This window comes from Gordonia sp. i37, from assembly GCF_002043085.1.
Lineage (GTDB): Bacteria > Actinomycetota > Actinomycetes > Mycobacteriales > Mycobacteriaceae > Gordonia > Gordonia polyisoprenivorans.
Map to the genome: position 1 here is coordinate 1 of NZ_MVPX01000157.1, position 25,318 is coordinate 25,318.

General features: G+C 65.7%; 24 protein-coding genes, 2 tRNA genes and 2 pseudogenes. 11 read left to right on the forward strand and 17 right to left on the reverse strand.

What is annotated here, in order from left to right:
* Positions 1–127 precede the first annotated feature (127 nt).
* A pseudogene (locus B1964_RS07660) lies at positions 128–367 on the reverse strand (IS4 family transposase); the annotation flags it as partial.
* 21 nt (positions 368–388) lie between these two features.
* Between B1964_RS07660 and B1964_RS30955 the strand changes: the two are divergent.
* From B1964_RS30955 to B1964_RS29955, 3 genes and pseudogenes are all read left to right on the forward strand, one after another.
* Positions 389–520 (forward strand): annotated as a pseudogene (locus B1964_RS30955) (IS4 family transposase); the annotation flags it as partial.
* Positions 520–708: a hypothetical protein gene (locus B1964_RS07670; protein ID WP_079929400.1), complete on the forward strand. Its 189-nt coding sequence runs from the start codon at positions 520–522 to the stop codon at positions 706–708. The pseudogene B1964_RS30955 and the gene B1964_RS07670, both read left to right, overlap by 1 nt.
* Positions 709–1,196: 488 nt before the next feature.
* Positions 1,197–1,577, forward strand: coding sequence for a hypothetical protein (locus B1964_RS29955; RefSeq protein WP_139765665.1), 381 nt, complete (start codon positions 1,197–1,199; stop codon positions 1,575–1,577).
* 439 nt (positions 1,578–2,016) lie between these two features.
* On the opposite strand, the gene B1964_RS07680 is transcribed toward B1964_RS29955, so the two are convergent.
* Positions 2,017–2,526 carry a hypothetical protein gene (locus tag B1964_RS07680; RefSeq protein ID WP_079929402.1) on the reverse strand — a complete coding sequence of 170 codons (510 nt, stop codon included), beginning with the start codon at positions 2,524–2,526 and terminating at the stop codon, positions 2,017–2,019.
* A gap of 258 nt (positions 2,527–2,784) precedes the next feature.
* Between B1964_RS07680 and B1964_RS07685 the strand changes: the two genes are divergently transcribed.
* From B1964_RS07685 to B1964_RS07695, 3 genes are all read left to right on the forward strand, one after another.
* Complete coding sequence (locus B1964_RS07685; protein ID WP_079929412.1) at positions 2,785–3,345, forward strand: permease; 561 nt, start codon at positions 2,785–2,787, stop codon at positions 3,343–3,345.
* 171 nt (positions 3,346–3,516) lie between these two features.
* Positions 3,517–4,725: an Ig-like domain-containing protein gene (locus B1964_RS07690; protein WP_014359688.1), complete on the forward strand. Its 1,209-nt coding sequence runs from the start codon at positions 3,517–3,519 to the stop codon at positions 4,723–4,725.
* A gap of 85 nt (positions 4,726–4,810) precedes the next feature.
* A complete protein-coding gene (locus B1964_RS07695; protein WP_079929403.1) occupies positions 4,811–5,953 on the forward strand; it encodes an acyl-CoA dehydrogenase family protein in 1,143 nt (380 codons plus the stop codon).
* Between the two features lie 40 nt (positions 5,954–5,993).
* Here the strand turns inward: B1964_RS07695 and B1964_RS07700 are convergent, their stop codons facing one another.
* The 3 genes from B1964_RS07700 to B1964_RS30365 all read right to left on the reverse strand — a co-directional run bounded on the left by B1964_RS07700 (position 5,994) and on the right by B1964_RS30365 (position 7,862).
* Positions 5,994–6,536, reverse strand: a complete 543-nt coding sequence (locus tag B1964_RS07700; protein ID WP_079929413.1) for a helix-turn-helix domain-containing protein — start codon at positions 6,534–6,536, stop codon at positions 5,994–5,996.
* A complete protein-coding gene (locus B1964_RS07705) occupies positions 6,533–7,621 on the reverse strand; it encodes a serine hydrolase (RefSeq protein ID WP_079929404.1) in 1,089 nt (362 codons plus the stop codon). Before B1964_RS07705 ends, B1964_RS07700 begins: the two co-directional genes overlap by 4 nt.
* Positions 7,622–7,700: 79 nt before the next feature.
* The gene (locus B1964_RS30365; RefSeq protein ID WP_006371221.1) at positions 7,701–7,862 is read right to left on the reverse strand and encodes a hypothetical protein; all 162 of its coding nucleotides are present in this window, start codon (positions 7,860–7,862) and stop codon (positions 7,701–7,703) included.
* Positions 7,863–8,315: 453 nt separating this feature from the next.
* On the opposite strand from B1964_RS30365, the gene B1964_RS07710 reads away from it, so the two are divergent.
* Together B1964_RS07710 and B1964_RS07715 are read left to right on the forward strand one after the other, a co-directional pair.
* Positions 8,316–9,674, forward strand: a complete 1,359-nt coding sequence (locus B1964_RS07710) for an AarF/ABC1/UbiB kinase family protein (protein WP_253193920.1) — start codon at positions 8,316–8,318, stop codon at positions 9,672–9,674.
* Positions 9,671–10,987 carry a TetR/AcrR family transcriptional regulator gene (locus B1964_RS07715; protein WP_020171593.1) on the forward strand — a complete coding sequence of 439 codons (1,317 nt, stop codon included), beginning with the start codon at positions 9,671–9,673 and terminating at the stop codon, positions 10,985–10,987. Before B1964_RS07710 ends, B1964_RS07715 begins: the two co-directional genes overlap by 4 nt.
* 9 nt (positions 10,988–10,996) lie before the next feature.
* On the opposite strand, the gene B1964_RS07720 is transcribed toward B1964_RS07715, so the two are convergent.
* The 3 genes from B1964_RS07720 to orn form a co-directional block, all read right to left on the reverse strand.
* Entirely contained in the window at positions 10,997–11,683 is a 687-nt protein-coding gene (locus B1964_RS07720; RefSeq protein WP_172398779.1) for a TetR/AcrR family transcriptional regulator, read from the reverse strand.
* A gap of 80 nt (positions 11,684–11,763) precedes the next feature.
* Positions 11,764–11,836: transfer RNA gene (locus tag B1964_RS07725), tRNA-His, on the reverse strand.
* Positions 11,837–11,953: 117 nt separating this feature from the next.
* Positions 11,954–12,553 carry an oligoribonuclease gene (gene orn / locus B1964_RS07730; RefSeq protein ID WP_006371225.1) on the reverse strand — a complete coding sequence of 200 codons (600 nt, stop codon included), beginning with the start codon at positions 12,551–12,553 and terminating at the stop codon, positions 11,954–11,956.
* A gap of 141 nt (positions 12,554–12,694) precedes the next feature.
* Between orn and B1964_RS07735 the strand changes: the two genes are divergently transcribed.
* On the forward strand, positions 12,695–14,233 hold the full coding sequence (locus B1964_RS07735; protein ID WP_079929407.1) for a helicase HerA-like domain-containing protein: 1,539 nt from the start codon (positions 12,695–12,697) through the stop codon (positions 14,231–14,233).
* Positions 14,234–14,263: 30 nt separating this feature from the next.
* Here the strand turns inward: B1964_RS07735 and cmrA are convergent, their stop codons facing one another.
* The 3 genes from cmrA to B1964_RS07750 form a co-directional block, all read right to left on the reverse strand.
* Positions 14,264–15,070 carry a mycolate reductase gene (gene cmrA, locus B1964_RS07740; RefSeq protein WP_020171589.1) on the reverse strand — a complete coding sequence of 269 codons (807 nt, stop codon included), beginning with the start codon at positions 15,068–15,070 and terminating at the stop codon, positions 14,264–14,266.
* A 96-nt stretch (positions 15,071–15,166) separates the two neighbouring features.
* The gene (locus B1964_RS07745) at positions 15,167–17,230 is read right to left on the reverse strand and encodes an NADPH-dependent 2,4-dienoyl-CoA reductase (protein WP_079929408.1); all 2,064 of its coding nucleotides are present in this window, start codon (positions 17,228–17,230) and stop codon (positions 15,167–15,169) included.
* Positions 17,231–17,310: 80 nt separating this feature from the next.
* Entirely contained in the window at positions 17,311–17,862 is a 552-nt protein-coding gene (locus B1964_RS07750) for a PadR family transcriptional regulator (protein WP_014359698.1), read from the reverse strand.
* Between the two features lie 104 nt (positions 17,863–17,966).
* Here B1964_RS07750 and B1964_RS07755 point away from each other — a divergent pair, with 104 nt between their 5' ends.
* Positions 17,967–18,278, forward strand: a complete 312-nt coding sequence (locus B1964_RS07755; RefSeq protein ID WP_006371230.1) for a hypothetical protein — start codon at positions 17,967–17,969, stop codon at positions 18,276–18,278.
* Positions 18,279–18,288: 10 nt separating this feature from the next.
* Here B1964_RS07755 and B1964_RS07760 read toward each other — a convergent pair whose 3' ends face one another.
* The 6 genes from B1964_RS07760 to B1964_RS07785 all read right to left on the reverse strand — a co-directional run bounded on the left by B1964_RS07760 (position 18,289) and on the right by B1964_RS07785 (position 24,465).
* On the reverse strand, positions 18,289–20,100 hold the full coding sequence (locus B1964_RS07760) for an ABC transporter ATP-binding protein (RefSeq protein WP_079929409.1): 1,812 nt from the start codon (positions 20,098–20,100) through the stop codon (positions 18,289–18,291).
* Between the two features lie 431 nt (positions 20,101–20,531).
* Positions 20,532–22,313, reverse strand: a complete 1,782-nt coding sequence (locus tag B1964_RS07765; protein WP_079929410.1) for an alpha/beta hydrolase — start codon at positions 22,311–22,313, stop codon at positions 20,532–20,534.
* Entirely contained in the window at positions 22,313–22,669 is a 357-nt protein-coding gene (locus tag B1964_RS07770) for a hypothetical protein (protein ID WP_014359702.1), read from the reverse strand. Before B1964_RS07770 ends, B1964_RS07765 begins: the two co-directional genes overlap by 1 nt.
* 170 nt (positions 22,670–22,839) lie before the next feature.
* The gene (locus B1964_RS07775) at positions 22,840–23,190 is read right to left on the reverse strand and encodes a VOC family protein (protein WP_079929411.1); all 351 of its coding nucleotides are present in this window, start codon (positions 23,188–23,190) and stop codon (positions 22,840–22,842) included.
* Between the two features lie 81 nt (positions 23,191–23,271).
* Positions 23,272–23,344 (reverse strand) — tRNA-Arg (locus B1964_RS07780).
* A 179-nt stretch (positions 23,345–23,523) separates the two neighbouring features.
* Positions 23,524–24,465, reverse strand: coding sequence for a formylglycine-generating enzyme family protein (locus tag B1964_RS07785; RefSeq protein ID WP_020171582.1), 942 nt, complete (start codon positions 24,463–24,465; stop codon positions 23,524–23,526).
* Positions 24,466–24,874: 409 nt separating this feature from the next.
* Between B1964_RS07785 and B1964_RS29960 the strand changes: the two genes are divergently transcribed.
* On the forward strand, positions 24,875–25,300 hold the full coding sequence (locus B1964_RS29960; RefSeq protein ID WP_139765666.1) for a hypothetical protein: 426 nt from the start codon (positions 24,875–24,877) through the stop codon (positions 25,298–25,300).
* Positions 25,301–25,318: the final 18 nt, after the last annotated feature.

A 25,318-nucleotide genomic window follows, 5' to 3' on the forward strand; every position in this document is an offset into this window, starting at 1 on the left:
GGACGATTCGCCATACCCCATTATCGCAGCAAACCAACCGTTCAAGCAATTACGACGCGCGCCACTAGGCGGCGTAGGCAGGTTTGCCGGCTGCGGTGGCAGACCTCAGGGTCGTCAGGGGGGAAAGTCACCCTGGTGGGGCGACTGATTGGCGGCTAATCCTCAGTGCAGCAACGAAACTGACTCGTTCTGGGTCGTGGCCGGCGTGGCTGGCGGCCTCGACCATCAAAGATAGGATCGCGTGATGGCAGCATAAGTGTCCCCAAATCTCCTGCAGCACATCGGGGGATATCGAGCGCAGCACTGTGCGGGGCCCACGTTGATGGGTTTTGAGTTCATAGAACGCGATCTCGATCTCCCACCGCTCGGTACAAGTTGGCAGCCAACTGCTGATCGTGGAGTGTTCTCGTATACGTTGTGGCGCGAAGCTATAGCAACCAATGCGGATCTGCTGTGGCGAGTCAAGACCTCGGTATCGGGCCCGAAACCACGACACGTGAGGGACTTGCCGGACGGCTCGTGACCAGCGTCCCCCACCCTGACAACTGGGTCAACCGTGCACGTGCCGAGCCCGACGGCCAGGACGAGGGCAGTAGCGATAGCGCTGCCGAGCTCAAGCGGTTGCGCGCTGAGGTGGCCGAGTTGCGGATGGAGCGCGATGTTCTACAACGATCGGTGGTCCGGTGGGTGAAGGAGGCGACGAAGTGATCCTGGCCCGCTTCATCGCCGAGCAGAGGACCGCCTATCGAGTGCCGCACACGGTCACGTGCGCGCTATTTGGCGTGAGTATGGCCTGGTTCTGCAAATGGTGTGCGCGTTTCCAAATAGCTGGCGCGACAAGAGAATTGCACACCGCTCGGGACTGTCGTTGTGACACGGTGGACCGTGCGGTCAAGGTCAAGTTCACGCAGCTACGCCGATTGCACGGTTCGCCCTGTCTGCATGTAGATCTGCGATCTGAGGGATGGACGGCCAGCGAGAAGACGCTCGCGGAGTCGATGCGCCGACAAGGTTTGGTGGCACCCCCCGGGAGTGGTCTCGCTACCCAACGGCACCGCGACCCGCTCGAACAACGCCGCCAACGGCGAACTGGGGAGGGTGTGCAGCGTGACGCGTAAGGCCATTCTGTGGCGATTATTGCGGTAATTTGTGTATCAATGTCATCTTGCGCCAGCAGTGATTCTGAGGGGATCGGTGTGTCCAGCGATTCTGAGCAGGTGCTTCTCGCTTTGAATGGAGATCCGCAGGAGGTTTCACCAGGCGTTACCGTCGCACTCGCCTGGCTGGACTCCGGCCAGGGCGACACCTATGTCGTTGCTACGCTCCATAATCAGTCGACATCATCGTATAACTTGAACCAGAACCGAGCCTATTTTTCGGTTGGAAATGAGCGGACAGCCGCATCGGACGTTCTGCCCCACGCTCCTCTTGATCCGGGATTTGAAGGCAAGGTAGCCTGGCAATTCCCAGGGGAAGAGGGCGATTTTTCCGATGCCATTCTTACCATCGAAGGCGTTCGGTGGACGGGTGACTTCACTAAGCTCACACAATCTGGCTCTGCCCGACCATCGAAATAAACCTCGGATATCGATGCATCTGAAGCATCTGTCGGCTTCTTGTCAAGCGACAGATGCCGGGAAGGCGGATCGCAAGTATGAGCGGGTGTTCGCATACGAGGGAGGTGAGGCGCGCCTCACGGTGGCGCTGCTCTGCCAGTTCCGCCGTCGCGTCAACTCTGCAAGCGACATGAGCGCGCCCGGCAAACCGTGCTGTGGCCGTCACCTGCCTCAGCCCTGGTCGGATAGGCCGCGGCGACAGTTCGTCAGCCTCCCGCGGGACGATCTGTACGGCGCCCACCACGACCATGAGGGGCTGCCCTCAAGCCACGGAAGATGCGAGCGAACCGTGACATTCCGCCCGGGCGCGGTCGACCTCGACGACGGGGATCGGGGAGTGTTCGCGGCCGAGGAGCTGGAGCACCTAATGGGTTTCAGCGCCCGGCCACCCGACATCCCATCACCGACGCGCGTTGGCGTAGGGCAGGCGCCCATAATGTTCGGCGAATGCCAGGATCATGGAGCTCTCAATGGCCGCAGCGTCGGCGTCCGGGGTCTCCCTCCACGCCACGAGTAAGTCCGCGTGGTCGGCGAGCTGCCATATGCGACGGCCACCAGAGTGGGCGACGGGTTCCCCGGATCCGTAGCGGCGGTACTCGTCCAGACGGCGACGCAGGCCCCGACGTCCGCTCGTGCCGACATTGGCTTTGCCGATATAGAGCACTCGGCTCTCGGGCACCCAGCGGTCCTGCAGGGCGTCGACGAGTTCGGTGGGATCGCGGCCCTTCCAGTGGCCTGCCGGTGAGACGTCGAGGAACACTGGCGGTTCGTCGGTACCTCTCACCACGACGTAGACGCCCGGGCCGCGGGGCACGTCCGCGGTAGGCAAGTCCGCGAACCTCACCCATCCCGAGAATCGGGAGAAGTCGATCTGGGGCGGAAGGTCACCACCGTCGGGTTGATTGCTCATCCCAGCAGTGAATCACTGCGGGGTCCGTTGGGGTTTGTGAATCGGCCACGAACCGGCTTTCCGGCACTCTCAATCAGCGGATTAGGGGTTCGAGGCCGTGATGGCGGGAAGCACTGCCCCCGTGACCGGTACTGACCAGTCGCGAGCGCCCTTTCGTGGCTCTGGTCAGTTGCTCGAGCCGGGGCGATGCGTATCGAAGCGGTCACGGTCTCGCGGGTTGAACTTGGCAATTGCGACACCGAGCGCAACGATGTCTCCATGAACGACAACCCCTCGACCGTGGTGCCCGACGACAAGCGCCAGGGTGGACTCCCGTCGTGGGCGGTCAAAACCATCGCCATCGCCGTGGTCGTCGTGCTGGCGGTCATCGCATATTTCATCCTGGCGGCGTTCCTGCCGCGCTGGTGGTCGCAGAAGATCGGTTCCGCGGTCGGCCAGAGCATCACCACCGGCAGCTTCTACGGCATCGCGTTCGGGGTGGTGTGCACGCTCGTCTCACTCCTGTTGCTGGCGCTCGCCTGGCGCGCCCGGCGCTGGGGTCAGACCCGTTACTGGGCGCTGGCGTTCGTCGTGCTTGCCGTCGTCGCGTCGATACCGAATCTGCTCACCCTGACCGTCGTTGCCGGCGGGGGGAGTGGGGCGCATGCCGGTGAGCGCATCCTCGACGTCGAGGCTCCGGGATTCCGTGGGGGCACCCTGGTCGGCGTGATCATCGCCGCGGTGATCTTCGCCGTCGGCGCATTTCTGTGGATTCGACTCCGCCGTCGCCGCCGCGCGGCCACCACGACCGCTGCGACGACGACGCAACCGCCCGCCTGACACCACCATCGGCAAGGCGCGTGCCGTCCAGGCGCGGTCGATAGGTGTCATTCGGTCGGGCGGGCTCGCGGGCGCGACAACTCGGGCATATCCGAGATCTCGTACACTTGGTGCAGAATTCGCCGACTCCCTGATGTGTGTGGGTCGGCATCGGCGTCAGGTGGGAGTGAGATGGGGAACGGTCGGACTCGGCTGCGGTCATCGTTGATGATCGGTGGGCTTCTGGTGGCGGTCATCGCGCTGGTGACCTCGTGCTCGCAGAAGCCGCAATACTCCAACGCCGTCGGCAGTTCGGTGCTCTACGACGACCTCCTCAAGCCAGGGGTGGAGATCACCGAATGGAACGAGCAGACGCTCGCCGACAACGCGGTCGGTATCCAGCCGGGCGCGCCGATCAGGGTTCGGGCGAGCGAGGGCGCGCTGACCGGTGTCCGCATCGGGAAGGCGGACGGCTCCACCGTTCGCGGGACCCTGTCGGAAGACGGCACGGAGTGGGTCAGCGGAGAACCGCTGGGCTACAACCGGACCTACACATTGACCGCCGACGCGGCCGGGGTCGGCGGCTCCACCTCCAAAGAGGTCTCGTTCACCACGCGGGCGCCGAGCAACCTCACACAGGCCTATCTGACCCCCAACAACGGGGAGACCGTGGGCGTCGGCCAACCCGTCGCGGTGAAGTTCGACGAGGCGATCACCAACCGCCGCGCTGCGCAGAACGCGATCCGGATCACCACGAATCCGCCGGTGCAAGGCGCCTTCTACTGGATCAGCGACACCGAGGTGCGCTGGCGTCCGGCCGAGTACTGGAAGCCCGGCACCTCCGTGGACGTCGCGGTGAACACCTACGGCATCGACCTCGGTGGCGGGCTCTTCGGCCAGGAGAATCTCAAGTCCTCGTTCAAGATCGGCCGGTCGATGATCATCACCGCTGACGACAACACCAAACAGGTCACCTTTGTCCAGGACGGCAAGGTTGTCCGCAGCATGCCCACGTCGATGGGCAAGGAGTCCACCCCCACCGACAACGGGGTGTATCTCGTCTCGGACAAGCACGACAACATCATCATGGACTCGTCGACCTACGGTGTCCCGGTCGGCTCGGCCGACGGCTATCGCACGCCCGTGGACTACGCGACCCGAATGTCCTACAGCGGCATCTTCTTTCACTCCGCTCCCTGGTCGGTGTGGGCCCAGGGCAACACCAACACCAGTCACGGCTGCCTGAACCTGAGCCCGGACAACGCCCTGTGGGTCATGAACAACACGCTGCGCGGTGATCCGGTCATCGTGAAGAACACCGTGGGCGGAACGCTCTCGGGCACCGACGGACTCGGGGACTGGAACATCCCCTGGGCGGTGTGGTCGAAGGGCAATGCCTGAGGCGGCGCCCCGAAACGACAATGCCATTGGTGATTGTTACGCTCATCTCTGACACGATTTTCGACGACGATGGGATTCCACCACCATGGGCGAACGCTCTTCCTGGGAAAACGACGACCTGACCGCCTTGCGTGACCTTGCCCGCAGCTTCTGCGAAAAGGAGGTCAAGCCCAATATCGACAAGTTCATCGACCAGCACCACGTCGACCGCGACCTCTGGAACAAGGCCGGCGAACTCGGTCTGCTGTGCATGTCGATTCCCGAGGAGTACGGAGGCGGCGGGGGTACCTTCGCCCATGAAGCGGTACTCATCGAGGAGCAGGCGCACATCGCCGACTCCTCGTGGGGCGTCAGCCTGCACAACGGCATCGTCGCCCACTACCTGCTCCAGTACGGGTCGGAGGAGCAGAAGCAGACGTGGCTGCCCAAGATGGCCAGCGGTGAAGTCGTCGGGGCCATCGCCATGACCGAACCCGGCACCGGATCCGACCTGCAGAACGTCAAGACCAAGGCGATCGCGCAGGGCGACGAGTACGTCATCGACGGGTCGAAGACCTTCATCACCAACGGCGCCCAGGCCGATCTGATCATCGTCGTGGCCAAGACCGACGCGAGCGAGGGCGCCAAGGGCATCTCCCTGATCCTCGTCGAGGCCGACCGTGAGGGATTCCGCCGCGGACGCGTGCTCGACAAGGTGGGGCAGCGCGGCCAGGACACCTCGGAACTGTTCTTCGACGGTGTGCGGGTGCCCACGAGCAACCTCCTCGGCAGCGAGGAGGGGCAGGGTTTCATCCAGCTCATGCAGCAGCTGCCGCAGGAACGTCTCATCATCGCCGTCGCGTCGGTCGCCGGGATGGAGACCGCACTGCGGCACACGCTGGCCTACACGAAGGAACGAACGGCGTTCGGGCGCCCCATCTTCGGTTTCCAGAACACGAAGTTCAAGCTCGCCGAGGTGGCGACCGAGTCGCGGATCGCACGCGTCTTCGTCGACGACTGCATCACCAAACACATCGACGGCAAGCTCGACATCCCGACCGTGGCGATGGCCAAATGGTGGACCAGCGACCGTGCCATGGTCGTCGCCGACGAATGCCTGCAGTTGTTCGGCGGCTACGGCTACATGAACGAGTACCCCATCGCCCGGATGTGGGCCGATCAGCGCGTCCAGAAGATCTACGCCGGAACCAACGAGATCATGAAGGAGATCATCGCGCGGACGCTCTGACGAGTGCCTCGCAGCAAAGCGCGATGTGCGGAGGTGGGGTTCACAGCACGCCGCTGATGTCCCCGGCGCTCAGCAGGGCGACCAGGATCGGGACGACGTGGGTGGCAGCGATGCCATACTCGTTTCGTCCCACTTTCACCACCAGTGACGCCGCGGTGAGGATCTTCAGGTGATGATAGAGCTGCCCTGAGGTCCCGAAGTCCCCGGCGGCCTGGAGTTCGGCCACCGATGCGTTGCGGCGCAACAGGATTCGGAGGATCTCCAGGCGGCTGGGGTGCCCCATCGCCGCGAACACCTCCGCCGTGGTGGCGGCGGGGAGGTCCAGGATCGCGGCCGCGTCGTAGCCGATCCGCCATCGGATGGGTCCGGCCAGGTCGACGCTGCCTTGATAGGAAACCGTGTTCTCGTGCAGCGCGCCGTCCGAGGGGGGCGCGCTCCCCGCCGGCGCGGTGGAGCCGGCCCCCGTCGTCGGGTCGGTGCCGCCGACCTCCGGGCCACGACGTTCGTCGTTCCCGACGAGGGCTTCGAGGCGTTCGACGCGGTCGGTCAACGCCTGCACCACGGATCGGAGGTCGTCGCTCACACCACGCACCGTAGCGCGGCGGAGATCGCAGGATCGGTCAGGGCGTCGAGGAGCAGGCGCTGGTGGGTGAAGTGATCGCGGTCCTGCGCGTCGCGAGACATGTTGCGTACCATCATCGTTCCGACCGCGATCCGGCCATCGGGGGCGTGATACTCGAAGACCTCGGTGAGCACTCCCGGCAGGCTGCCGCCCTTGAAGCCCAGGATCGACCCGTCGGGTTGGCGGCCCTGGAATTCGAGCACGCCGCGGGCGCGCGCCGACCCGGGCCCGAAGCTGCCGTCGGCGATCGCCGACGCCAACGAGGTCAATGACGACGCCGTCGCGGTGATCGATGACGCGGCCTGAGTGGTGCCGGATCGGTCGACAGAGGCCAGCCGTGCCCAATACGACGCGGCGACCGCCGGGTCGTCGTGAAACCGACGGGCGGCCCGGTCCTGGTCGGCCGGGGTCTGCAGCTCCGGGTCGACCACGCCGAGGTACATGCCGAGCAGGCTGGGAACGGGCCCGTCGATGCCATACCGATCCATCACCGACCGCAGTGCGTCGTCACCGAGGTGTGCGCGCAGCAGGTCCGGTGCTGCGGAGTCGGAGAAGCGGATCATCACGTCGGCCAGTTGGGCATAGGTCACTCGCCGGCTCGGATCGAGGGCGATTCCGTTGTCGGTGTGCGGGATTCCCAGGTAGCGCAACGCCTCTCGGTGTGCGCCACCGTCGAGGGGAAAGTACCACCGTTGCCACTGTCCGACGTCGATGGTGTCCTGCGGGTTCACGCGATGCGCATCGACCGCCGCGGCGTAGGCGGCCAGATGCACGATCTTGATCGCCGAGGCGGTTGGGAACCGGACGTCCGGGTTGAGCGCGATCCGCTCGCCGGTGAGGGTCCGCAGGTCCAGGGCCACATCGTTGCGGTGCCGGGCGACGTAGCCGAGCCAGCCGGCAACGGTGGAGGTGTCCGACGTGGTGGTGCTCGGGCAGTCGGTGAGCGGGGTGTCGGCGTGCGCGAGCGGCCGATCGGTGGTGGCCGTCAGTTCGGTCAGTAGAACCGTGACAATCATGACGACGGTGATGATGATCGCGCTCTTCATGACACTCCCTCAACGGCGAACCTCGTAATCACGATATTACGTGATTACGGATTATTAGGGAAGTGTCGAGGACAAAGCCCTACTTGCGGTCCTTGATCAGTGCCTTGACCTCATCGGGGCTGATGTTCTTCGCCACGAGCTTGCCGTTCTTGACCTTTCGCACCGAGTAGAGGTCCTTCTTCTTACCGGGGGCGACACTGAGGCCGACCTTCTTGGCCGCCTTGTTCAAGTCCTCGAGCATGCGCCGCAGATTAGGGCATGAAAGTGAACAACAACGAATCGGCGTTGATCGGTCCGGATGCGGACGGTGTGGTCGGAGCCGGGCGGCGGTTCGTGAGGCGCCGTCGTCACCTCCCCTCCAGGTGACGACGGCGTGGTTGTTCGTCACGAACAACGGTCGTCAGTGCAGAGCCTCGCTGCTGAACTGACTGTCAGGCACAGTACCGCACCATGGTGTTATCGCAAACCGGTTCATCAAAGCCGTGTAGCGCGAAGAATGGAACTCCCGTTCAGGAGTGACGTGTACTGACGGAGAGGCTAGTTGTTTCGCGCTTAGCAATGAACTGAGTGTCACCAATTGGTGATTGTGCGTTGGTCCACACTCGCTCATATCAATGTCGGAGAATGATAGATGTATTCACATGAAGTGCGGTGCGAGACATCTGACACAGGTGCCGGGCGGCGGAGCGGCCCGGTGAGCGACTCTGCGGGGCGCCTGCGGCGGGCCAACAGTCTCGGGCGAATGATGGTCGGCCACACGGTGCGAACCACGACGACGCGTGCCACGGCACCGTTGCGGAGTGCCGATGCGAATGTCCGCAAGCGTGATGAGGCCATACTGTCGCTGGCCGATGATCTGGTGCGAGTGCTCGGCCCGATGAAGGGAGCCGCGCTCAAGATCGGACAGATCATCGCCCTGTTCGATTTCGGTCTGTCCAACCGGGCGACACGCGACGAGTTCGCGGCCCGTCTGGCGCCGCTGTTCGACGGGGTGGTGCCGATGGAGTGGTCGGCCATCGAGAAGGTCCTTGCCCGCGAGCTCGGCCGCAGCCTGCGCCGACTGGACATCGACCCCGAACCGCTTGCGGCCGCCTCGCTCGGCCAGGTCCATTTCGCGATGCTCGACGGCACGATGCCGGTCGTGGTGAAGGTGCAATACCCCGGGATCGATTCGGCGGTCCGTGCCGACCTCAAGAACCTCAAGCTGTTCGCGAAGGTGGGCGGCCCGGTCATGCCGGGTTTGAATCTCGACGCGATCATCGACGAGATCGCCGCCGAGGTCGCGCGTGAGTGCGACTACATCGCCGAGGCCGGCAACCAGGCGAGGGCGTGGTCGCTGTGCGTCGATCATCCGTGCTGGAAGGTGCCGCGTGTGTTCCCCGAGATGAGTACGGCGCGGGTGATGGTGAGTGAGTTCTTCGACGGTGTGCAATTCGCCGACATCGTCTCCGGTGACCGGGACCGTGCACAGTACGCGGCCGAAGCGATCTATCGCTTCTACGGTGGCGGGGTCTACGAGGCGGGCGAGTTCTGTGCCGATCCCCACCCGGGAAACGTGCTCGGTCTGCCCGACGGCCGGCTGGGTTTCATCGACTTCGGGCTCTACGTTCGGATGTCGGCCGAATCGCTCGCCGACCAGACACGAGTACTTCGCGCGCTGATCGAGGGGCGATACCATGATGCGTACCGCGATTGCCGGGATCTGGGTATGGCCACTGCCGGATCGGTCGGTGAGGCGGACATCGTCTCGATGATGAGCGACATCGGATTTTGGTTTCTGACGGAGGATCAGGTGACGATCACGAAAGACGTTGCGCGCCGTGCCGTCACGTCGTTGTTCGTCCCGGGCGCCGCGCATCTGAGCACCACCCGCCACACCGCGTTGCCCACCGACCACATTTTCTCGCGTCGTACCGACCTGGCCGTGTGTGGTCTTCTCGGACAGCTCGACGCGACCAATCGCTGGGGCGCAATCATCCGGGAGTGGATCGATGGCCGTCCGCCCGCAACCGAGATGGGTGCCGAGATCCAGCGGTGGCGTCAGGGTCGATGACCGCACACACGAAGGCGGACAAGACTCATCGGGATTCACGGCCCGCGCGTGAGCGCATCTCTGCGGCCGCCTTCGACATTCTGTGCGAGGACGGGTACGACGCGGCGAGTGTCTCGGCGATAGCCCGGCGTGCCGGCATCAGTACCGGTGCTGTCTACCAGCACTTCGCCGACAAGCAGGAGATCTTCGATACCGCCTTCGACGAAGCGGTGGTCACTCTCGTGTCGGCGATCGATCCGGACTCGCTCGCGCAGCTCCCCGAGGATCGCGCGCAGACGGTGGATCTGGTCCAGATCATCGTGCAGCGTGGGTTCGACCTGGTCGACACGCAGCCGCGTGTCCTGAAGTTCATTGTCGCCCAATGTAGTTCGAATGATGTGGAGATCCGTCACCGTATTCTCGGACTCGAGGCGATGGCGGTCGGCCGGATCGGTGAGGGCATCCGGCGAGCGGTCGAACATGGCTGGATCGTCGCGGACCCGGACTCGGTCGACCTCGTCGCCCGAACCCTGCTGGTCGTGTTGGTGGCGATGGTCACCGCGTCGCCGCGCTCGGCGCCGACCCCGAACCGCACCACCCGGGACGCGTTTGCCGCGACCTGCGACGCTGTGCTGCGTCGAGGGCTGATTCCCGATTTCGGCGAACCCGAAATCGAGTCGCTGGAAACGGCTTTGGCGGAGCTCACGAACGAACAACGCCGCGTGGACCTGGCCGTGTACCACCCGCACGACCGACGGTCACGCCTGCTCGACGCGGCACTCGAGCTGTACGCCGTGCAGGGGTACCGACGGGTCCGCCCGGCCGATGTGGCTGCCACCGCGGGGCTGGGATACGGCACCTTCTACAACTACTTCGACAATCGCCGCGAATGCCTGCAGCAGGTGCTCGACCGCGAACTGCTGATCGTCGGGGGACTGGTCGCCATGGTGACGCCGATCCCTTCCTCGCATGCGGGTATGGTCGCCGATCTCACCCATCTGGTCGCGCGGGTGGCGATGTATGCCGAGGAACGGGGCGCACGACTCGCAAGCGTCATCCTCGACACCTCCGGGATCGATTCGGCTGCACTGCAGTTCATCACCGGAGCGTTCTCCCGTCTCGCGCAGATTCTCGCCGACTACCTCTTTCGCTGCCGTAATGCGGGGTTACTGGACGATCGTGTCGATCCGGAGGCCGCCGGAGCGTTGCTGATGGCCGCACTGGTCGCGATCTGCCTCCACTACGTGCAGGAGAGCCCGCAGGTGCCCTCGGTCAAGATGGTCACCGACACCATCGTGCGAACCATCGGCTGGGGGGCCGAGCACACCTTCTGAACGTGCCGTTCAGCTGCGGGCCGGGTCGAGGCCGAGGCCGCACGCCAACGTGGAGATGGCGAACGAGACGGCGGCGTCCCAGTCGACCGTGACGAATTCTGCTCTGGCGGTGGCGTAGTGATTGGCCAGTCCGCTGACCGACGCCCACAGCAGGGTCATCGCGCGATCGGGGTCACCGGTATAGCCGAACCGGGTGAGCGTGTCGTGCAGGGCTCGCAGGATACGGGCGATGGCCGCACGGAGATCGTCGACGAGTTCTGCGGGAACCCGGGCGTCGTCATTGATCACGTTCTGCGCGTCGAAGTCGCGGCCGAAGGCGAGGAATCCGGTGCGGTAGGCGGCGGCGAAATGGGTGAAGGCCTCGACGAATCCCGTTGATTGCCGCAGCTGTTCGTCGAGGTCGTCCATCATCGCCGCAAGGTGGCGGGTATGCAGCGCGACGAAGAGGCTCTCCTTGTTGGGGTAGTACCGGTAGACGGCACCGAGGGATATCCCGGCGCCCTTGGCCACCTCACGCATACGCAACGCGGAGTATCCGCCGCCGTCCAACAGGCGACGACCGGCGGTGAGGATGTCGGCGCGCCGTTGGTCACGATCGCCCCAGCGCGTCGGAGACGAAGGACACGGGGCAGCCGGCGAGAAGGGTGCGGACGGGGTGGTGGCGCGCAGCGTGGGTACAGACGCCGGCTCGGTCACGGCATCCATTGTGCCCTGCTCTTCTCGGTGCGGAAACGGCGAGAGCCGGAGTTGGCAGGCAACTCCGGCTCTCGTTTCGGGGTGGATGACGGGACTCGAACCCGCGACAGCCAGGATCACAACCTGGTGCTCTACCAACTGAACTACATCCACCATCGGCGTCGGGAACCAAGGATCGCTCGCCGGGTTCCAGAGCCAGGGTCATACTCTAGCGAATCGACGGCGCCGAGACCAATCGCTTTCTCACCTGGGCATTCGGGTGGGTGGCAGTCAGGCCGGGCCGAGATCGGCGACGATCTGGTGGAGTCGATCGGTGTCGGGGCCGGGGGCCGCGACGAAGGCTGCGGCTCGGTAATACGCGAGTTCGCGGATCGACTCACGGATGTCTGCCAGGGCGCGGTGGGCGAGGCCCTTCTCCGGTTGGCCGAAGTAGATCTTCGGGTACCAGCGACGGCACAGTTCCTTGATCGAGCTGACGTCGACCATCCGGTAGTGCAGAAAGCTGTCCAGGTCGGGCATGTCACGGGCAATGAACCCGCGGTCGGTGGCGATCGAGTTGCCGGCGAGGGGGACCGCACCGGATGCGGAGATCTGGGTCCGTAGGTAATCGAGCACCAGCTTCTCGGCTTCGGCCAGCGTGACGGTGGAGCGCCGGACCTCCTCGGTGAGGCCGGAGGCGGCGTGCATCTTCTGCACCACCTCGGGCATCGCGGCGAGAGCGTCGTCGTCGGCGTGAATCACGACGTCGACGCCGTCGCCGAGGATGTTGAGGTCACCGTCGGTGACCAGCGCCGCGATCTCGATCAACTTGTCCGATCCGAGTTCGAGTCCGGTCATTTCGCAATCGATCCACACCAATTTGTCCTGCACCCGTCAACCTTAGCCAACCGCAGATGCCGACCACCCGGAACCGAGGCGACTATCGTGATCGGTGCATTTGTGATGGTCTGCGGCCCCGGCTCTCACCGGAGCGTCGGAGAACCCCCGTTGTGTACCCGAGAGGACCCGACAGTGACCGATCCCGCCCAGTCCGCCGCATCCATCGCCGCAGGTTATGCGTTTTCCGGCGCAGCGCTCGAACTCGGAACGGTCAGCGTCGACGGCACCGTCGTCAGTGACGCGCACGTGCGTATCCCGCTGTCGATGATGAACCGCCACGGATTGGTCGCCGGCGCCACCGGGACCGGTAAGACCAAGACGTTGCAGCTGATCGCCGAGCAACTGTCGGCCAACGGGGTGCCGGTGGTGATGGCCGACATCAAGGGCGACCTCTCCGGACTGGGCAATCCGGGTAGCGCCAACGAGAAGATCACCGCCCGCGCCGCGCAAACCGGCGACGACTGGCAGCCGTCGGGTTGTCCGGTCGAATTCACCTCGCTCGGCTCCACCGGGATCGGTGTCCCGGTGCGTGCCACCATCACCTCCTTCGGCCCGATCCTGCTGAGCAAGGTGCTCGGCCTCAACGACACCCAGGAGTCGGTGCTGGGCTTGATCTTCCACTGGGCCGACGGCAAGGGTCTGCCGCTGCTCGATCTGAAGGACCTGCGCGCGGTGATCGCCTATCTGACCAGCGACGAGGGCAAGCCGGAGCTGAAAGCGATCGGCGGGGTGTCCACGCAGACCGCGGGCGTCATCCTGCGCGCCCTGAGCAACCTCGAAGCCGACGGCGGGGACACCTTTTTCGGGGAACCCGAAATCGAGCCGGCCGATCTGCTGCGCACCGCACCGGACGGTCGCGGGATCGTGACCCTGTTCGAACTCGGCGCCCAGGCCGCCCGCCCGGCCTTGTTCTCGACCTTCCTGATGTGGATCCTCGCCGATCTCTTCGAATTCCTGCCCGAGGTCGGCGATCTGGACAAACCGAAGCTCGTCTTCATCTTCGACGAGTCCCATCTGCTGTTCGACGATGCCTCCAAGGCGTTCAAGGATCAGGTGGTGCAGACGGTGAAGCTCATCCGTTCCAAGGGCGTCGGCGTCTTCTTCTGCTCGCAGCTGCCCACCGACATCCCCAACGAGGTGCTCTCACAGCTCGGTGCGCGCATACAGCATGCGTTGCGCGCGTTCACCCCCGACGATCAGAAGGCACTGACCAAGACGGTCAAGACCTATCCGGTCTCGGAGGTGTACAAGCTCGACCAGGCCCTGACGTCGCTCGGTACCGGTGAGGCGATCGTCACCGTCCTGTCCGAGAAGGGCGCTCCCACACCGGTCGCCTGGACCGTCATCCGCGCGCCGCGCTCGTCGATGGATGCCGTTGGTGCCGAAGGCATCACGGCCGCGGCCAAGGCGAGTCCGCTGTACGCCAAGTACGGTCAATCGATCGATCGTGAATCCGCCTACGAGAAACTGACCGCCAAGACGCTCGCGCCGGGTGAGTCCCCGGATGCCCCGGCGCCGGCGCCCGTGCCGGCTCCGCAGCCCGAGGAGCCGGGCATCCTCACCGAGGTGCTGACCAGCAAGCCGATGCAGAGCTTCCTGCGATCTGCAGCCACCGCGGCCGGTCGCGAGTTCAGTCGTGCGATCTTCGGTACCGGGCGGCGTCGGCGATAGCGGACCTCTACGGTCTCCCCGGCGGCGCGATCAGCCCTCGCCGAGCTTGCGGTAGAACGTGCCCACGATCGGTGCGACCACAGCGCGCGGGGTATAGCCCCCGGCCACCGACATGGCCTTCGACAACGTGCCCGGGACGACACGCATCTTGTTGTGTTCCAGCGCATTCAGGCTCATCTCGGCGACCTTGTCGCTGGAGTGCCAGAGAAAACCGGGAACCAATCGGTCGACCACGGATGCGTCCTCGGGTGAGGGGATCTCGGTCCGCACCGGGCCGGGAGCGAGGAGCGTGACATGCACGCCGTGGATGGAGACCTCACCGCGCAGTGATTCGCTGAAGGTGTTCACGAATGCCTTGGTCGCCGCGTAGGTCGCGTTGTTCGGGATCGGCATGTTGCCGGCGGCGGAACCGACCATCAGGATGCCGCCGGCGCGGCGTGCCACCATGCCGGGCAGGACGGCCAGGGTCAGGTCGTGGACGGCATTGACGTTCAAGCGAACCTGGGCGCGTTCGTAGGCGGCATCGAGTTCGGCGACCGGCCCGAAGGTCGCGATGCCCGCGTTGTTGGCCAGGATCGAGATCTCCCGGTCGGCGAGCTCGGCGGCGAGGATCGCCACCGCGGTCGGATCGGAGAGATCGGTGGGGCGCACCTCGGCGGTCACCCCGTGATCGGCTCGGAGCTCCTCGGCGAGTTCCTCGAGGACCTCGCCACGTCGTGCCACCAGGATCGGCGCGTGGCCGCGTCGTGCCAGGGCACGGGCAAGAGCCATCCCGATACCGGACGAGGCGCCCGTCACGACGGCGCGGGCGGATTCGGACGGCACAGGTACTCCCATGCCGTCGATCGTATCCAGATGCCCCGTACCGACGGCGTCGGGCGCCGTCGGTACGGGTACGGGCCTTGGGCAGCCGGAGTCGCTCGGCCGGCGCGGTCAGCCGATGCCGGCGGCCACCTCGGTGCCCTGCCTGATGGCTCGTTTCGCGTCGAGTTCCGCGGCGACGTCGGCGCCACCGATGACGTGGGTCCGCACGCCGGCCACCGTCAACGGATCGACGAGGTCGCGGACCGATTCCTGTCCGGCGCAGATGACGACGTTGTCGACTTCGAGCAGGCGTGTCTCGCGGACGGTGCCGTCATCTTCCCGGAAGCTCAGGTGCAGGCCCGCATCATCGATACGGTCATAGGTGGCACCCGAGATCTGTTCGACGCCTTTCATTTTCACCGTCGCGCGGTGTACCCAGCCGGTGGTCTTCCCCAGTGTCTTGCCCTGTCGGCCGGGTTTGCGCTGCACTAGGTAGACCTCGCGCACCGCGGGCAGCGGACGCGGCTTGGTGACGAAGCCCGGCTTGCTCAGATCCTCGCTGACACCCCACTCCTGCTCCCATTCCTTGAGATTCAGCGTGGGTGACTCATCGACCGTGAGGAACTCGGTGACGTCGAATCCGATTCCGCCGGCACCGATCACGGCCACGCGCTTGCCGATCTCACGGTGTCCGAGCACGGCATCGGCGTAGGAGACGACCATCGGGTGGTCGACGCCGGGGATGGCGGGCATGCGTGGGGTGACACCGGTGGCGATGATCACCTCGTCGAAGCCCTTGGCGATGATGTCCTGCGCGGACACCCGAGTGTTGAGATGCACTGTCACATTGTTGATCTCGAGTTCACGGGTGAAGTAGCGCAACGTCTCGTTGAACTCCTCCTTGCCGGGAATGCGCGCCGCGATCGAGAACTGGCCTCCGACCGATTCACCGGCCTCGAACAGTTCGACCCGATGGCCACGCTTGGCCGCCGACACCGCAGCCGACAGGCCGGCCGGACCTGCGCCGATCACCGCGATGCGCTGGGCGAGTCGGGTGGCCCCGAGAGTCAGCGTCGTCTCGCGGCCGGCGCGGGGATTGAGTAGGCATGACACCTTCTTGCCGACGAAGGCGTGATCCAGACATGCCTGATTGCAGCCGATGCAGGTGTTGATCTCGTCGGCACGGCCGGTGCGCGCCTTGTCGGCGAAGTCCGGGTCGGACAGCATCGGTCGTGCCATCGAGATCGCGTCCACCCGGCCGCGTTCGAGGATCTCCTCGGCCAGTTCGGGGGTGTTGATGCGGTTACTGGCGATGAGCGGGATGCTCACCTCGTCGCGCAGGCGCTCGGTGAACTTGACGAAGGCACCGCGCGGTACCGAGGTCACGATCGTCGGGACTCCGGCCTCATGCCAGCCGATGTCGGTGTTGATCGCGTCGACTCCGAGTTGTTCGGCCTTGCGGGCCATCAGCGCGATCTCGTCCCACGTCTGTCCACCCTTGACGAAGTCGGCGATGGACTGGCGCAGGATGATCGGGAAGTCACGGGGGACCTGGCGACGCATCTCGGTGATGATCTCGACGAGGAAACGCTGTCGGTTCTCGGTGGTGCCACCCCACCGGTCGGTGCGATCGTTGGTGTGCGGGCACAGGAACTGATTGATCAGATACCCCTCACCGCCCATGATCTCGACGGCGTCATATCCCGCGCGGCGGGCCAGCTTGGCCGACGCACCGAACGTGCGGATGACGTGTTTGATGATCGGTTCGGTCATCTTGAGGTGTTTGAAGGGGTGGATCGGTGAGGGCTCGGAGCCCGCGGCCACCTTCAATGGCGTGTATCCGTAGCGCCCGGCATGAATGAGCTGCATCGCGATCTTGCCGCCCTCGCGATGAACCGCACCGGTGATGCGTCGGTGCCGGGCGACGTCGGCGTAGTTGGTCATCTTGCCCGCGAAGGGAAGCAGCAGACCGGTGCGCGACGTACCGAACCCGCCGGTGATGATCAGTCCCACACCGCCTTTGGCGCGCTCGGCGTAGTAGGCGGCCAATTTGTCGGTGTCCCACAGGCGGTCCTCGAGCCCGGTGTGCATCGAGCCCATGATCAGACGGTTGGTCAGGGTGACGCCGCCGAGTTGCAGTGGTTCGAACAGGCGCGGGTAATGGGGATTGGGCTGTGCGGATGGGGCTGACATCGCGTCACCTTTCGGTCGGTGCCGGCGGGCCGGCAGTGGGGCACGGTTCTTGTGGTCTTCGTGATCTGGGGGATGCCCGGTCAGGACGAGGCGTCGAGTTCTCGTTTCAGTGCGGTGAGGACCTCGTCGCACCAGTCGATGAATCCTTCTTCGATCCGCACGCCACCCCGGAGCACGAGGTATTGGTGCAACTTTCGGCCGGTCAGGCGATCGGGGGCGGGGTAGTCGTCCTTCTCGAAGGACTGGAACAGGTGCAGTCGCGCCACATGGAGTTCGCGGTGGCGTTCGAGTTCGGTGATGAGATCGGGCAGGCCGGGCACGTCGGCGGCGCGGATCTTCAGGCCGAGATCGTCTCGCAGTTTCTGGATCGGGGTCGGGGTGGCGACCCACTCGCGCAACGCCGATCGACCGGCGTCGGACAACGAATAGACCTTCTTGTCAGGCCTGCCGTCCTGCACGATCGGCTCGTAACTCACCAGCCCGTCCGCGTGCAGTTTGCGCAGCGTGCGATAGATCTGCTGGTGGGTGGCCGACCAGAAATGACCGATCGACCGGTCGAACTGGCGGCTGATCTCGTAGCCGGTGCCGGGCCGTTCGGACAACGACACCATGATCGCGTGTTCCAGAGCCACATGTGCACGGTAGCAGTGCAACAACGCGCTATGCAACAAGGTGAGTATGTGCGTGAGTGCATATCATCGAACGGCGCCAAGTATCGCGGTGGCACCCTGGTGGCATGGGCCAGAACACCGACCGCGCCCCGCGGGCAGCCGCCGACGTCGAGCACACCGCGGACGGCCGCTACATCGTGGTGAACGGCCGCCGATGGCGCGCAACGGATCCGTTGATCCCCGCAGGTCGGCGGGAAGAACTTCAGCACATCCTCATGGCGTGGCGACGCGAGGTACGACGAACCCGCGGAGCCGATGATGCGCGAGCCGGGGTCCAGGCGGCGAAAGTTGCTCTGGGCGAGCGCGGTACGCCGTGGTGGGAGCAGACCGATGCCCAGCGCCGGCAGCGTTGGGAGACCGCCGTCGGCGAGCCGTGACGCGGGCAGGTCAGTGTCGACGCCCGCCGAGCGCCGGCACATAGAGACGGGTGCCCTCGGCGAGTGAACCGGCGAACGGCGCGATCGCCAGGTTCTCGGTCCGTTCCGCACTCACGGCAGAGTCGTCGATCCTGTCCTCGGGGGCGACCCAGGGGGAGCGATCGCGCAGGTGGCCGTCGCGGAGTTCGACGACTCGGTCGGCGATTGCGGTGACCCGGCGGTCGTGGGTGATCAACAACGTGGTGCGGCCCTGCGCAATACGCCGTAGCGGCGTCAGGATTCGCGACACGCTGGCGTCGTCGAGCCCCGACGTCGGTTCGTCGAGGATGAGTACCGGGGTGTCCCGGACCATCGCTCGTGCCATCGCGATGCGCTGGCGTTGACCACCGGACAGCGTGAGGCCGCCGTCGTCGAGCACGGTGTCGTAGCCGTCGGGGAGATCGCGGATGAAGGCGTCGGCGTCGGCGATGACGGCCGCGCGCACGATCTGTGCGCGATCGGCGTTCGGGGCGCCGTAGGCGATGTTGTCGGCGACGCTGGCGCCCTTGATGATCGGGGTCTGGGGGAGCAAGGTCACCAGGCTGCGGATGTGGGTACCGGTCAGCGTGTCGTAGTCGTCGTCGCCGAGACAGATCGTTCCGGAGTCAGGGTGCTCGAAGCGGCACAGCAGTGAGGCGAGACTGGTTTTGCCCACCCCGCTCGGGCCGATGAGGGCCACAATCCGGCCCGGCCGCAGATCGAGCGATACCTCGTCGAGGACGGTGGTCTCACCGCGCTGCAGCGAGACCGAGCGCAATGACACGGGCAGTGCGGCGCCCGGTGTGGGGGAACTGTCCCGCGCGTCGGATGCGTCGTGCTCGGCGGGTTCGAGGTCGAGGATCTCCGCGACGCGTTCGGCACTGACCACGGCCGAGGCGATCGCGAGCCGGGCATCGGCGATCTCTTGCATCTTCGGATAGAGCAGACCGAGGTAACCGGTCAGCGCCAGCAGCTGGCCGACGCTCAGATGTCCTTGGCGAACCTGCCACACGCCGGCGACGGCGATGGCCAGGGTGACCACCACCTGGCCGAAGCCCATCACCGCGCCGAACCCCGCCTCGACCCGGGTCTGCGCGAGACGTGCTGCGCGCCAAGCCAGTCCGTGCGCATGCAGGACTTGGTGTTCGCGCTTCTGCTGGTTGTAGGCGACGGCGGTCTCGTGGCCGGCCAGCGCGGTTTCGACGGCGTCGGAGATGTCGCTGTTGGCGCCCCGCTCGTCGCGGGTGACCGCCATCTGGCGGCGGGCGAAGACCGAGGACACACCCCACAACATCGGGACGGCGGCCAGCGCGACCACCGCGACCTGCCAGCTCATGAGGAACGCGGCGATCACCAGGCCGACGGTGTTGAAGATCGCGATGATGATCTGCATCACCCCGGACCCGACGAGATATTCGACGGCCTCGAGGTCGCTGGAGTGACGACTGACGAGGTTGCCGAGACCGAGTCGACGATGCAGCACCGGGTGGAGCCGCTGGACGTGGGCGAAGAGCCGGTCACGCAGCCGAAGGACCACCTGCTCGGAGACGCTCACCGCGACGACCTGGCCGAAGTAGTCGCCGGCCGTGGACACCGCGGTCAGTCCGAGCCACAGACCGGCAAGACGAGCGAAGTCCCACACACTGTGCGAATCGAGGGCTCCATCGATGACGTCGGCGAGGACGAAGACCGAGACGATCTCGCAGAGTGCGGCGACCCCGAGGAGACTGCCGGCGAACGCGAATCGCGTGCCCTGGCCGCGCATGGCGGGCAGGAATCGTCGAATGGCAGTGAGGGTGTTCATCGGACTCCGCAACCTGGTCGTCGAGTGTGTCGTGGAAGAAGTGCGTTCGGGCGCGCGTCGACGATTCATGCGCGTCGACGCGTCGGAACCCGGCGCGAGGTAAGCGGTTCGCGCCGGGTTTCCGATCGGGAGTGATCAGGCGGTGCGGGTCACTGCCACACCCAGATCCACCGGAAGGTCCGCCAGTCCCAGATGCGGACGCGGCGGCGGCGTGGCTGGGGCTCGAAGCGGCGCTGCGGACCGAACTGACGGGGCTGTCCTGGCATGAGTTGTCTCCTTCGATCATGGTCGGCGTCGATGCCGACAGAGATGAAACTAGGAGCCGTTGCTGCGTCCGCGCTGCCTCGTCGCTGAGAGCCCGCTGTCAGTGAAACCTGTACAGCAGCTGTGTGTTTCGCCAACGAAGAGGGAGCGTCGCAGGCCGGCCCGAGTCACCACATGCGCAGCGGTACATCGGGGATCAGGGGAGTGGGGAGCGAGGGAGGTGTGCCCGGTGGCCCCGCGTGCCCGCCATTGCCGGGCAGCGGCGGCACCGGACCGATTGTCGGTTGTGACGCGTCACGGATCCTGTCGAGGATCTCCGCGAGCGTCTCAGTGCTGGTGTGGTGTGTCCCGGTGATCACCCCGACCATCGCCGCGAAGGCGTCCGACTCGGGGTCGTTGAAGTACGACCCGTGCGCCGACAGTCCGAACAGCCACTCCCCGTTGCCATCTCGTCCGGTGAACAAAGGCTGGTAGCCCGCCAGGTCGGGGCTGTCGCCGAGCGGGTTGTCGGGTATGAGGCGCGACATCATGATGGGGTCGAAGGGTGCGGTGATGGTGTACCGGTGCACACCGGGACTGGTCGCCGCCGGCCCAAGTACGCCGGTTCCGGCCGACGACGCGTGAATGACGTTGTCGGCGCGCAATCCGAGCTGATCGGCGGTTCCCACGATGGTCCCGCCATAGGAGTGCCCGAGGTAGGTCGTCGTAGCCGACGGCGCGATCGTGGCGATCTCGGCGTCGAGGGCATGGCCGAAATCGACCAGCCGCGGCGCCATCTCGAGTGCGAACTGCGGATCGACGGCGGAGTCGTCGATGACCGATGCCAAGGCCTTGACCTGGTCGAGGGGATTGGTCGAGATCGGCAACCGCGGTGGGTTGACCACGTTTTGCGGAAAGTCGCCGTCGAGGTAGATGAACACCGGACCACGCGTCTGCTCCGCCAAATTGTAGGCCGCTGTCCAGTTGCCACCGCCGTAGCCGCGCGCATTGGTGCCGGTACCGGGTACGTAGACGGTGGCGTTGCGGGTGGTGGGTGTGAGCGCGCCGACCATCTCGACCAGCCGCGGGTTGTCACCGTCGGTGAAGGAGACGAACACGCGCTCGGTGTGCGCCGTCAGTGGGGCGTTGGGTGCGTCGCCCTGGATCGACGAATACGGCGCCTTGCGCTGCTCGAGAAAGGACTGCAGCATTCGTGCGCGGTCGGTGTCGACGCCGTGCGTGCGGATCTCGCCGGCCAGCGCGTTGCGGATGCTGATCTCATTGGCGACACCGCGCATCTCGAAGGGAACGCCGTTCAGGTTTCCCATGGTTTCGGGGTCGGCCTGGATCAGCCGCCGCAGATCGTCGGCATCGGTCTGGGCGAGCAGAGTGCGCCGCCGGTCGACGTCGAGCGAGTTCAGGGTCCGAACCATCGCATCCGGGTCCATGGTGCCCAGACCTGGCACCGTCACGTCCGGCTGGCCCAGGATCATCGAGGCGAGATCGGCGCGCAGATCGTCGAGTCTGGTGCCGTAGAGTTCGTCGACCTCGTCGAGAACCCGAAGACCCTGCTGTATCCGGGCCTCGAGCGCCGCGGCGTCCGCCGATCTCGTCGCCAGCGAATGGGAGACCGCGCCCTCGTCGGTGACGGTGAAACCGAGCCGCCTCGCCTCGTCGACGGCGGCGAGTAGGTCACGGCGTGCCTGCTCCAGGTCTGTCCGGGCATCGGCGGCTTCATCGGCGATCTGCTGCAACACATTTCGCACCTCGTAGGCGTGATCGTGTTCCTGGCGCAGGCGGGCGAGGGCCGCGTCATGTGTCTTGCCGTGCCACTCGCTTGGCCGAAGTGCGCTGCCGAGCGCGACGTCGAGTCCCTGCTCGAGAACACCCGCGGCAGTGGTGGCTGCGTCTGCGGCCGCAGAGATGTCGGCCACCGGCCAAGCGCGGGCAGCGGAGATGGACAGGCGCATCAGCGTTGCGGCAACAGGTCGAAGGCGCGTCCGGCGGCGGCGTCACTCGCCTGCGCATCGGCGCTGAACTGCTGCAGCGCAACGCTCATCGCCAGCAAGCGATCGGCGATCGAGTCGGCGGCCGCGCGGCTGGGTTCGGCCAGCGAGCGCAGGGCTGTGGTGACCCGGGTCGGTGGTCCGTCGACTTGCAACCCGTCGAACGGAATGCCGGCGACGAATCGGGCGCGTTCTCGCCAACCCGCGCAGATTCCGGCGAGTTCGTCCGGGTCTATGCCGAACAGTGTGTCGTCGTCGTCACCGAAAACGCGCTCGATGGTGTCGGGCAGCATCGTCAGCAGGTGTGAGAGCGGTGTCATGGGTACCCTCCGGCGTCGTGGTTCGGTCGAGTCGGTCGACCTGATGCATTGGACGCGGCGAGGGGGCCGATCGGTTCCATGCTTCACGGTGGTTGTGCACACGTGATGGGGCGGTGCGCCGATGGCCGTCGAAGGAACTTGCTGCTGGATCAACCCGGTGTGCTGGTGCGTCAGTCGTACTGGATGTACTCGACAACAGCTCCATCGGGATGTCTGGCGATCAGTCGTGGACCGTTGGGTGCGGATGCGGGCCCCTCGAGGACAGTGCCTCCGAGGTCGGCGACGGTGCGTTCCACCACCGCGATGTCGCGGACGATGACGGTCGCGGTCCGTGAGCGCACCTGCTCATCGCCGCCCTCGATCAGCAGGAACGCGCCGACCGTGGCGAGGCGGATGTCCCGAAACCCGAAAGTGTGTGGCTCGTCGCCGGTGAGTTCGCGATACAACGGCAGCGCTGCGTCAAGATCGTCGACGTGGACGCGGGCAAGGGCGGCAACGATGTTGGAGGGGGCGTCGGTCATGTCGGGGTAACGCGGACGGGGCCGACGCTGTTCCGCTCCCGCGGGCGCACACCCGGCCGGAGGCCGGCAAGGATGTCACAGTGCCCCCGGCAGGATTCGAACCTGCGACCAGCTGATTAGAAGGCAGCTGCTCTATCCCCTGAGCTACGGAGGCGTGCCTCGGCCGCGAGCGGCTGAAAGGCCTGGGAAGTATATCCCGGTCGGATGTGAGGACGGCGACCGTCCCCTCGGCGGTCGCCGTCCTTGCCCGATCAGCATGCCCGACCATCGGGCTCTGTGGCGCACGCCGGAGCGTCCCTGTGGACAACTCCTTCCCGCCGGTCGGCGATCGGGTCAGGCGACGCAGCGGAAGCCGAGGTGTGAGGTGGCGGAGTCGTCGGATTGCGGTGAGCGTGCGGCAGGTCGGTATCGACGACAGTACTGGGGTGAACACAGGTGTGAGCCACCCTTGGTGACGCGAAGAACAGTGGGAGAAGTGCTGGGCGCCAACAGGTTCTGCCGTCCGCCGGCGGTGACCGTCGACATGTCGGGCGGGACGTGGCGGGGTGTGAACACCTCGGCGGTGCGTTCCCACACGTTGCCGATCATGTCGAACAGACCGAACGGATTCGGTGGGTAATACCCGACCGGGCTGGTCCCGCCCCAGCCCTCGTTGCGGTAGGGGAATCGCCCGATCCACGTGTTGGCCATGACCGCGCCATCCGGGTGGAGCTCGTCGCCCCACGCGTAGTCGTGGCCGTCGAGCCCGCCCCGGGCCGCGCATTCCCACTCGGCCTCGGTGGGCAGGCGGCGCCCGGCCCACCGGGCGTACGCGTCGGCATCGGCGTAAGCGATCTGGGTGACCGGGTGGTCGAGCCGGTCGTCGACCCCGGAGTCGGGGCCGAGGGGATGGCGCCACGATGTACCGGGCACGTAGCGCCACCATGCGCGCCAGTCGGTGAGGTCCACGGGGCCGTCGGTCGGGGTGAACACCACTGCGCCGGGAACGAGCTCGGCGGGGTCGGCACCCGGGAAGTCTGCCGGGTCGAGTGGCCGCTCGGCGACGGTCCGGTAGCCGGTGTCGGCGACGAACGCCGCGAACTGTGCGTTGGTCACCGGGTGAACCTCGAGGGAAAAGGACTCCACGTGGCGGGGGTGGGCGGGTCGCTCCTCGGCGTAGAAGCGGTCCGAGCCCATCTCGAAGTCGGCCGTGGGGATGGCGACGACGTCGGTCAGTCCGGATGCCGACCCGGCGCGAAGGGCGCGCCGGCCGGTATCTGAGGTGTCGCCGTGCACTCATTGATGGTGCCACCGGTGGCTCGGGCGCGCCTGCCTCGCACGCGCCGACACGGCAGACCGGCCGGTGCGATTAGACTGGTTCACCGTTGTGTCAGGGCCCGGCTCTCTCCGCGCCCGGGGATCGCCCGCCGCAGATGAGACCGCGAGTAGTTCGTCGGCCCCACGACCCGAAAACCACTGGTAGAGAGGCTCACGCGTGGCAGAGTTCATTTACACCATGTGGCTCGGACACATCATGCACAAGCACTGAGCGTTGGTCAAGGTGAGCGCTATTTACGCAGTTCATACCGTGTGTTGACCGCCAACTGAGCGTGGTAGTTTGCGGCGACTGAAGTGGGCTGTGTGCGGCTTCGGTAGGGAGGAATAGGGGAGCCTCCCACACCCTGCACGGGATACACTCACCTGCGTGAGCATCCAGAAGCGGCGATGGGGCGCGAACTCGAAACCCCGATACGTTGCCCGCGTCCGGGTTGGTGGTAGCCAACGGTCAAAGTCGTTCGGCACCCTGCGTGAAGCTCAGGACTGGGAAAGGTCGCAGTACGGGCGCAAACCGTCGGGTCGGCGCACCGACAACAAGCTGATGTCGAACGCGGTGAAGTCGTGGCAAGAGCAGGCCACGGGCTCCACAGGTGCGAGTCGCAAGCATCTTGTCGAGAATCTGGGCGACCTCTCCGACATGAAGGTCGGAGATGTGACCACCGATGATGTTCGCGCTTGGCGCAAGGTGCTCGGTGAGGGCCGACCGTGGGCCGAAGGCAAAGCGTTCAAACCGTCTACGATTTCGACTGTGGTTACCCCCGTTTGCCGGACATCGGTTAAGCGGCTTCGGTAGCCGCCTGGTCAATCATGT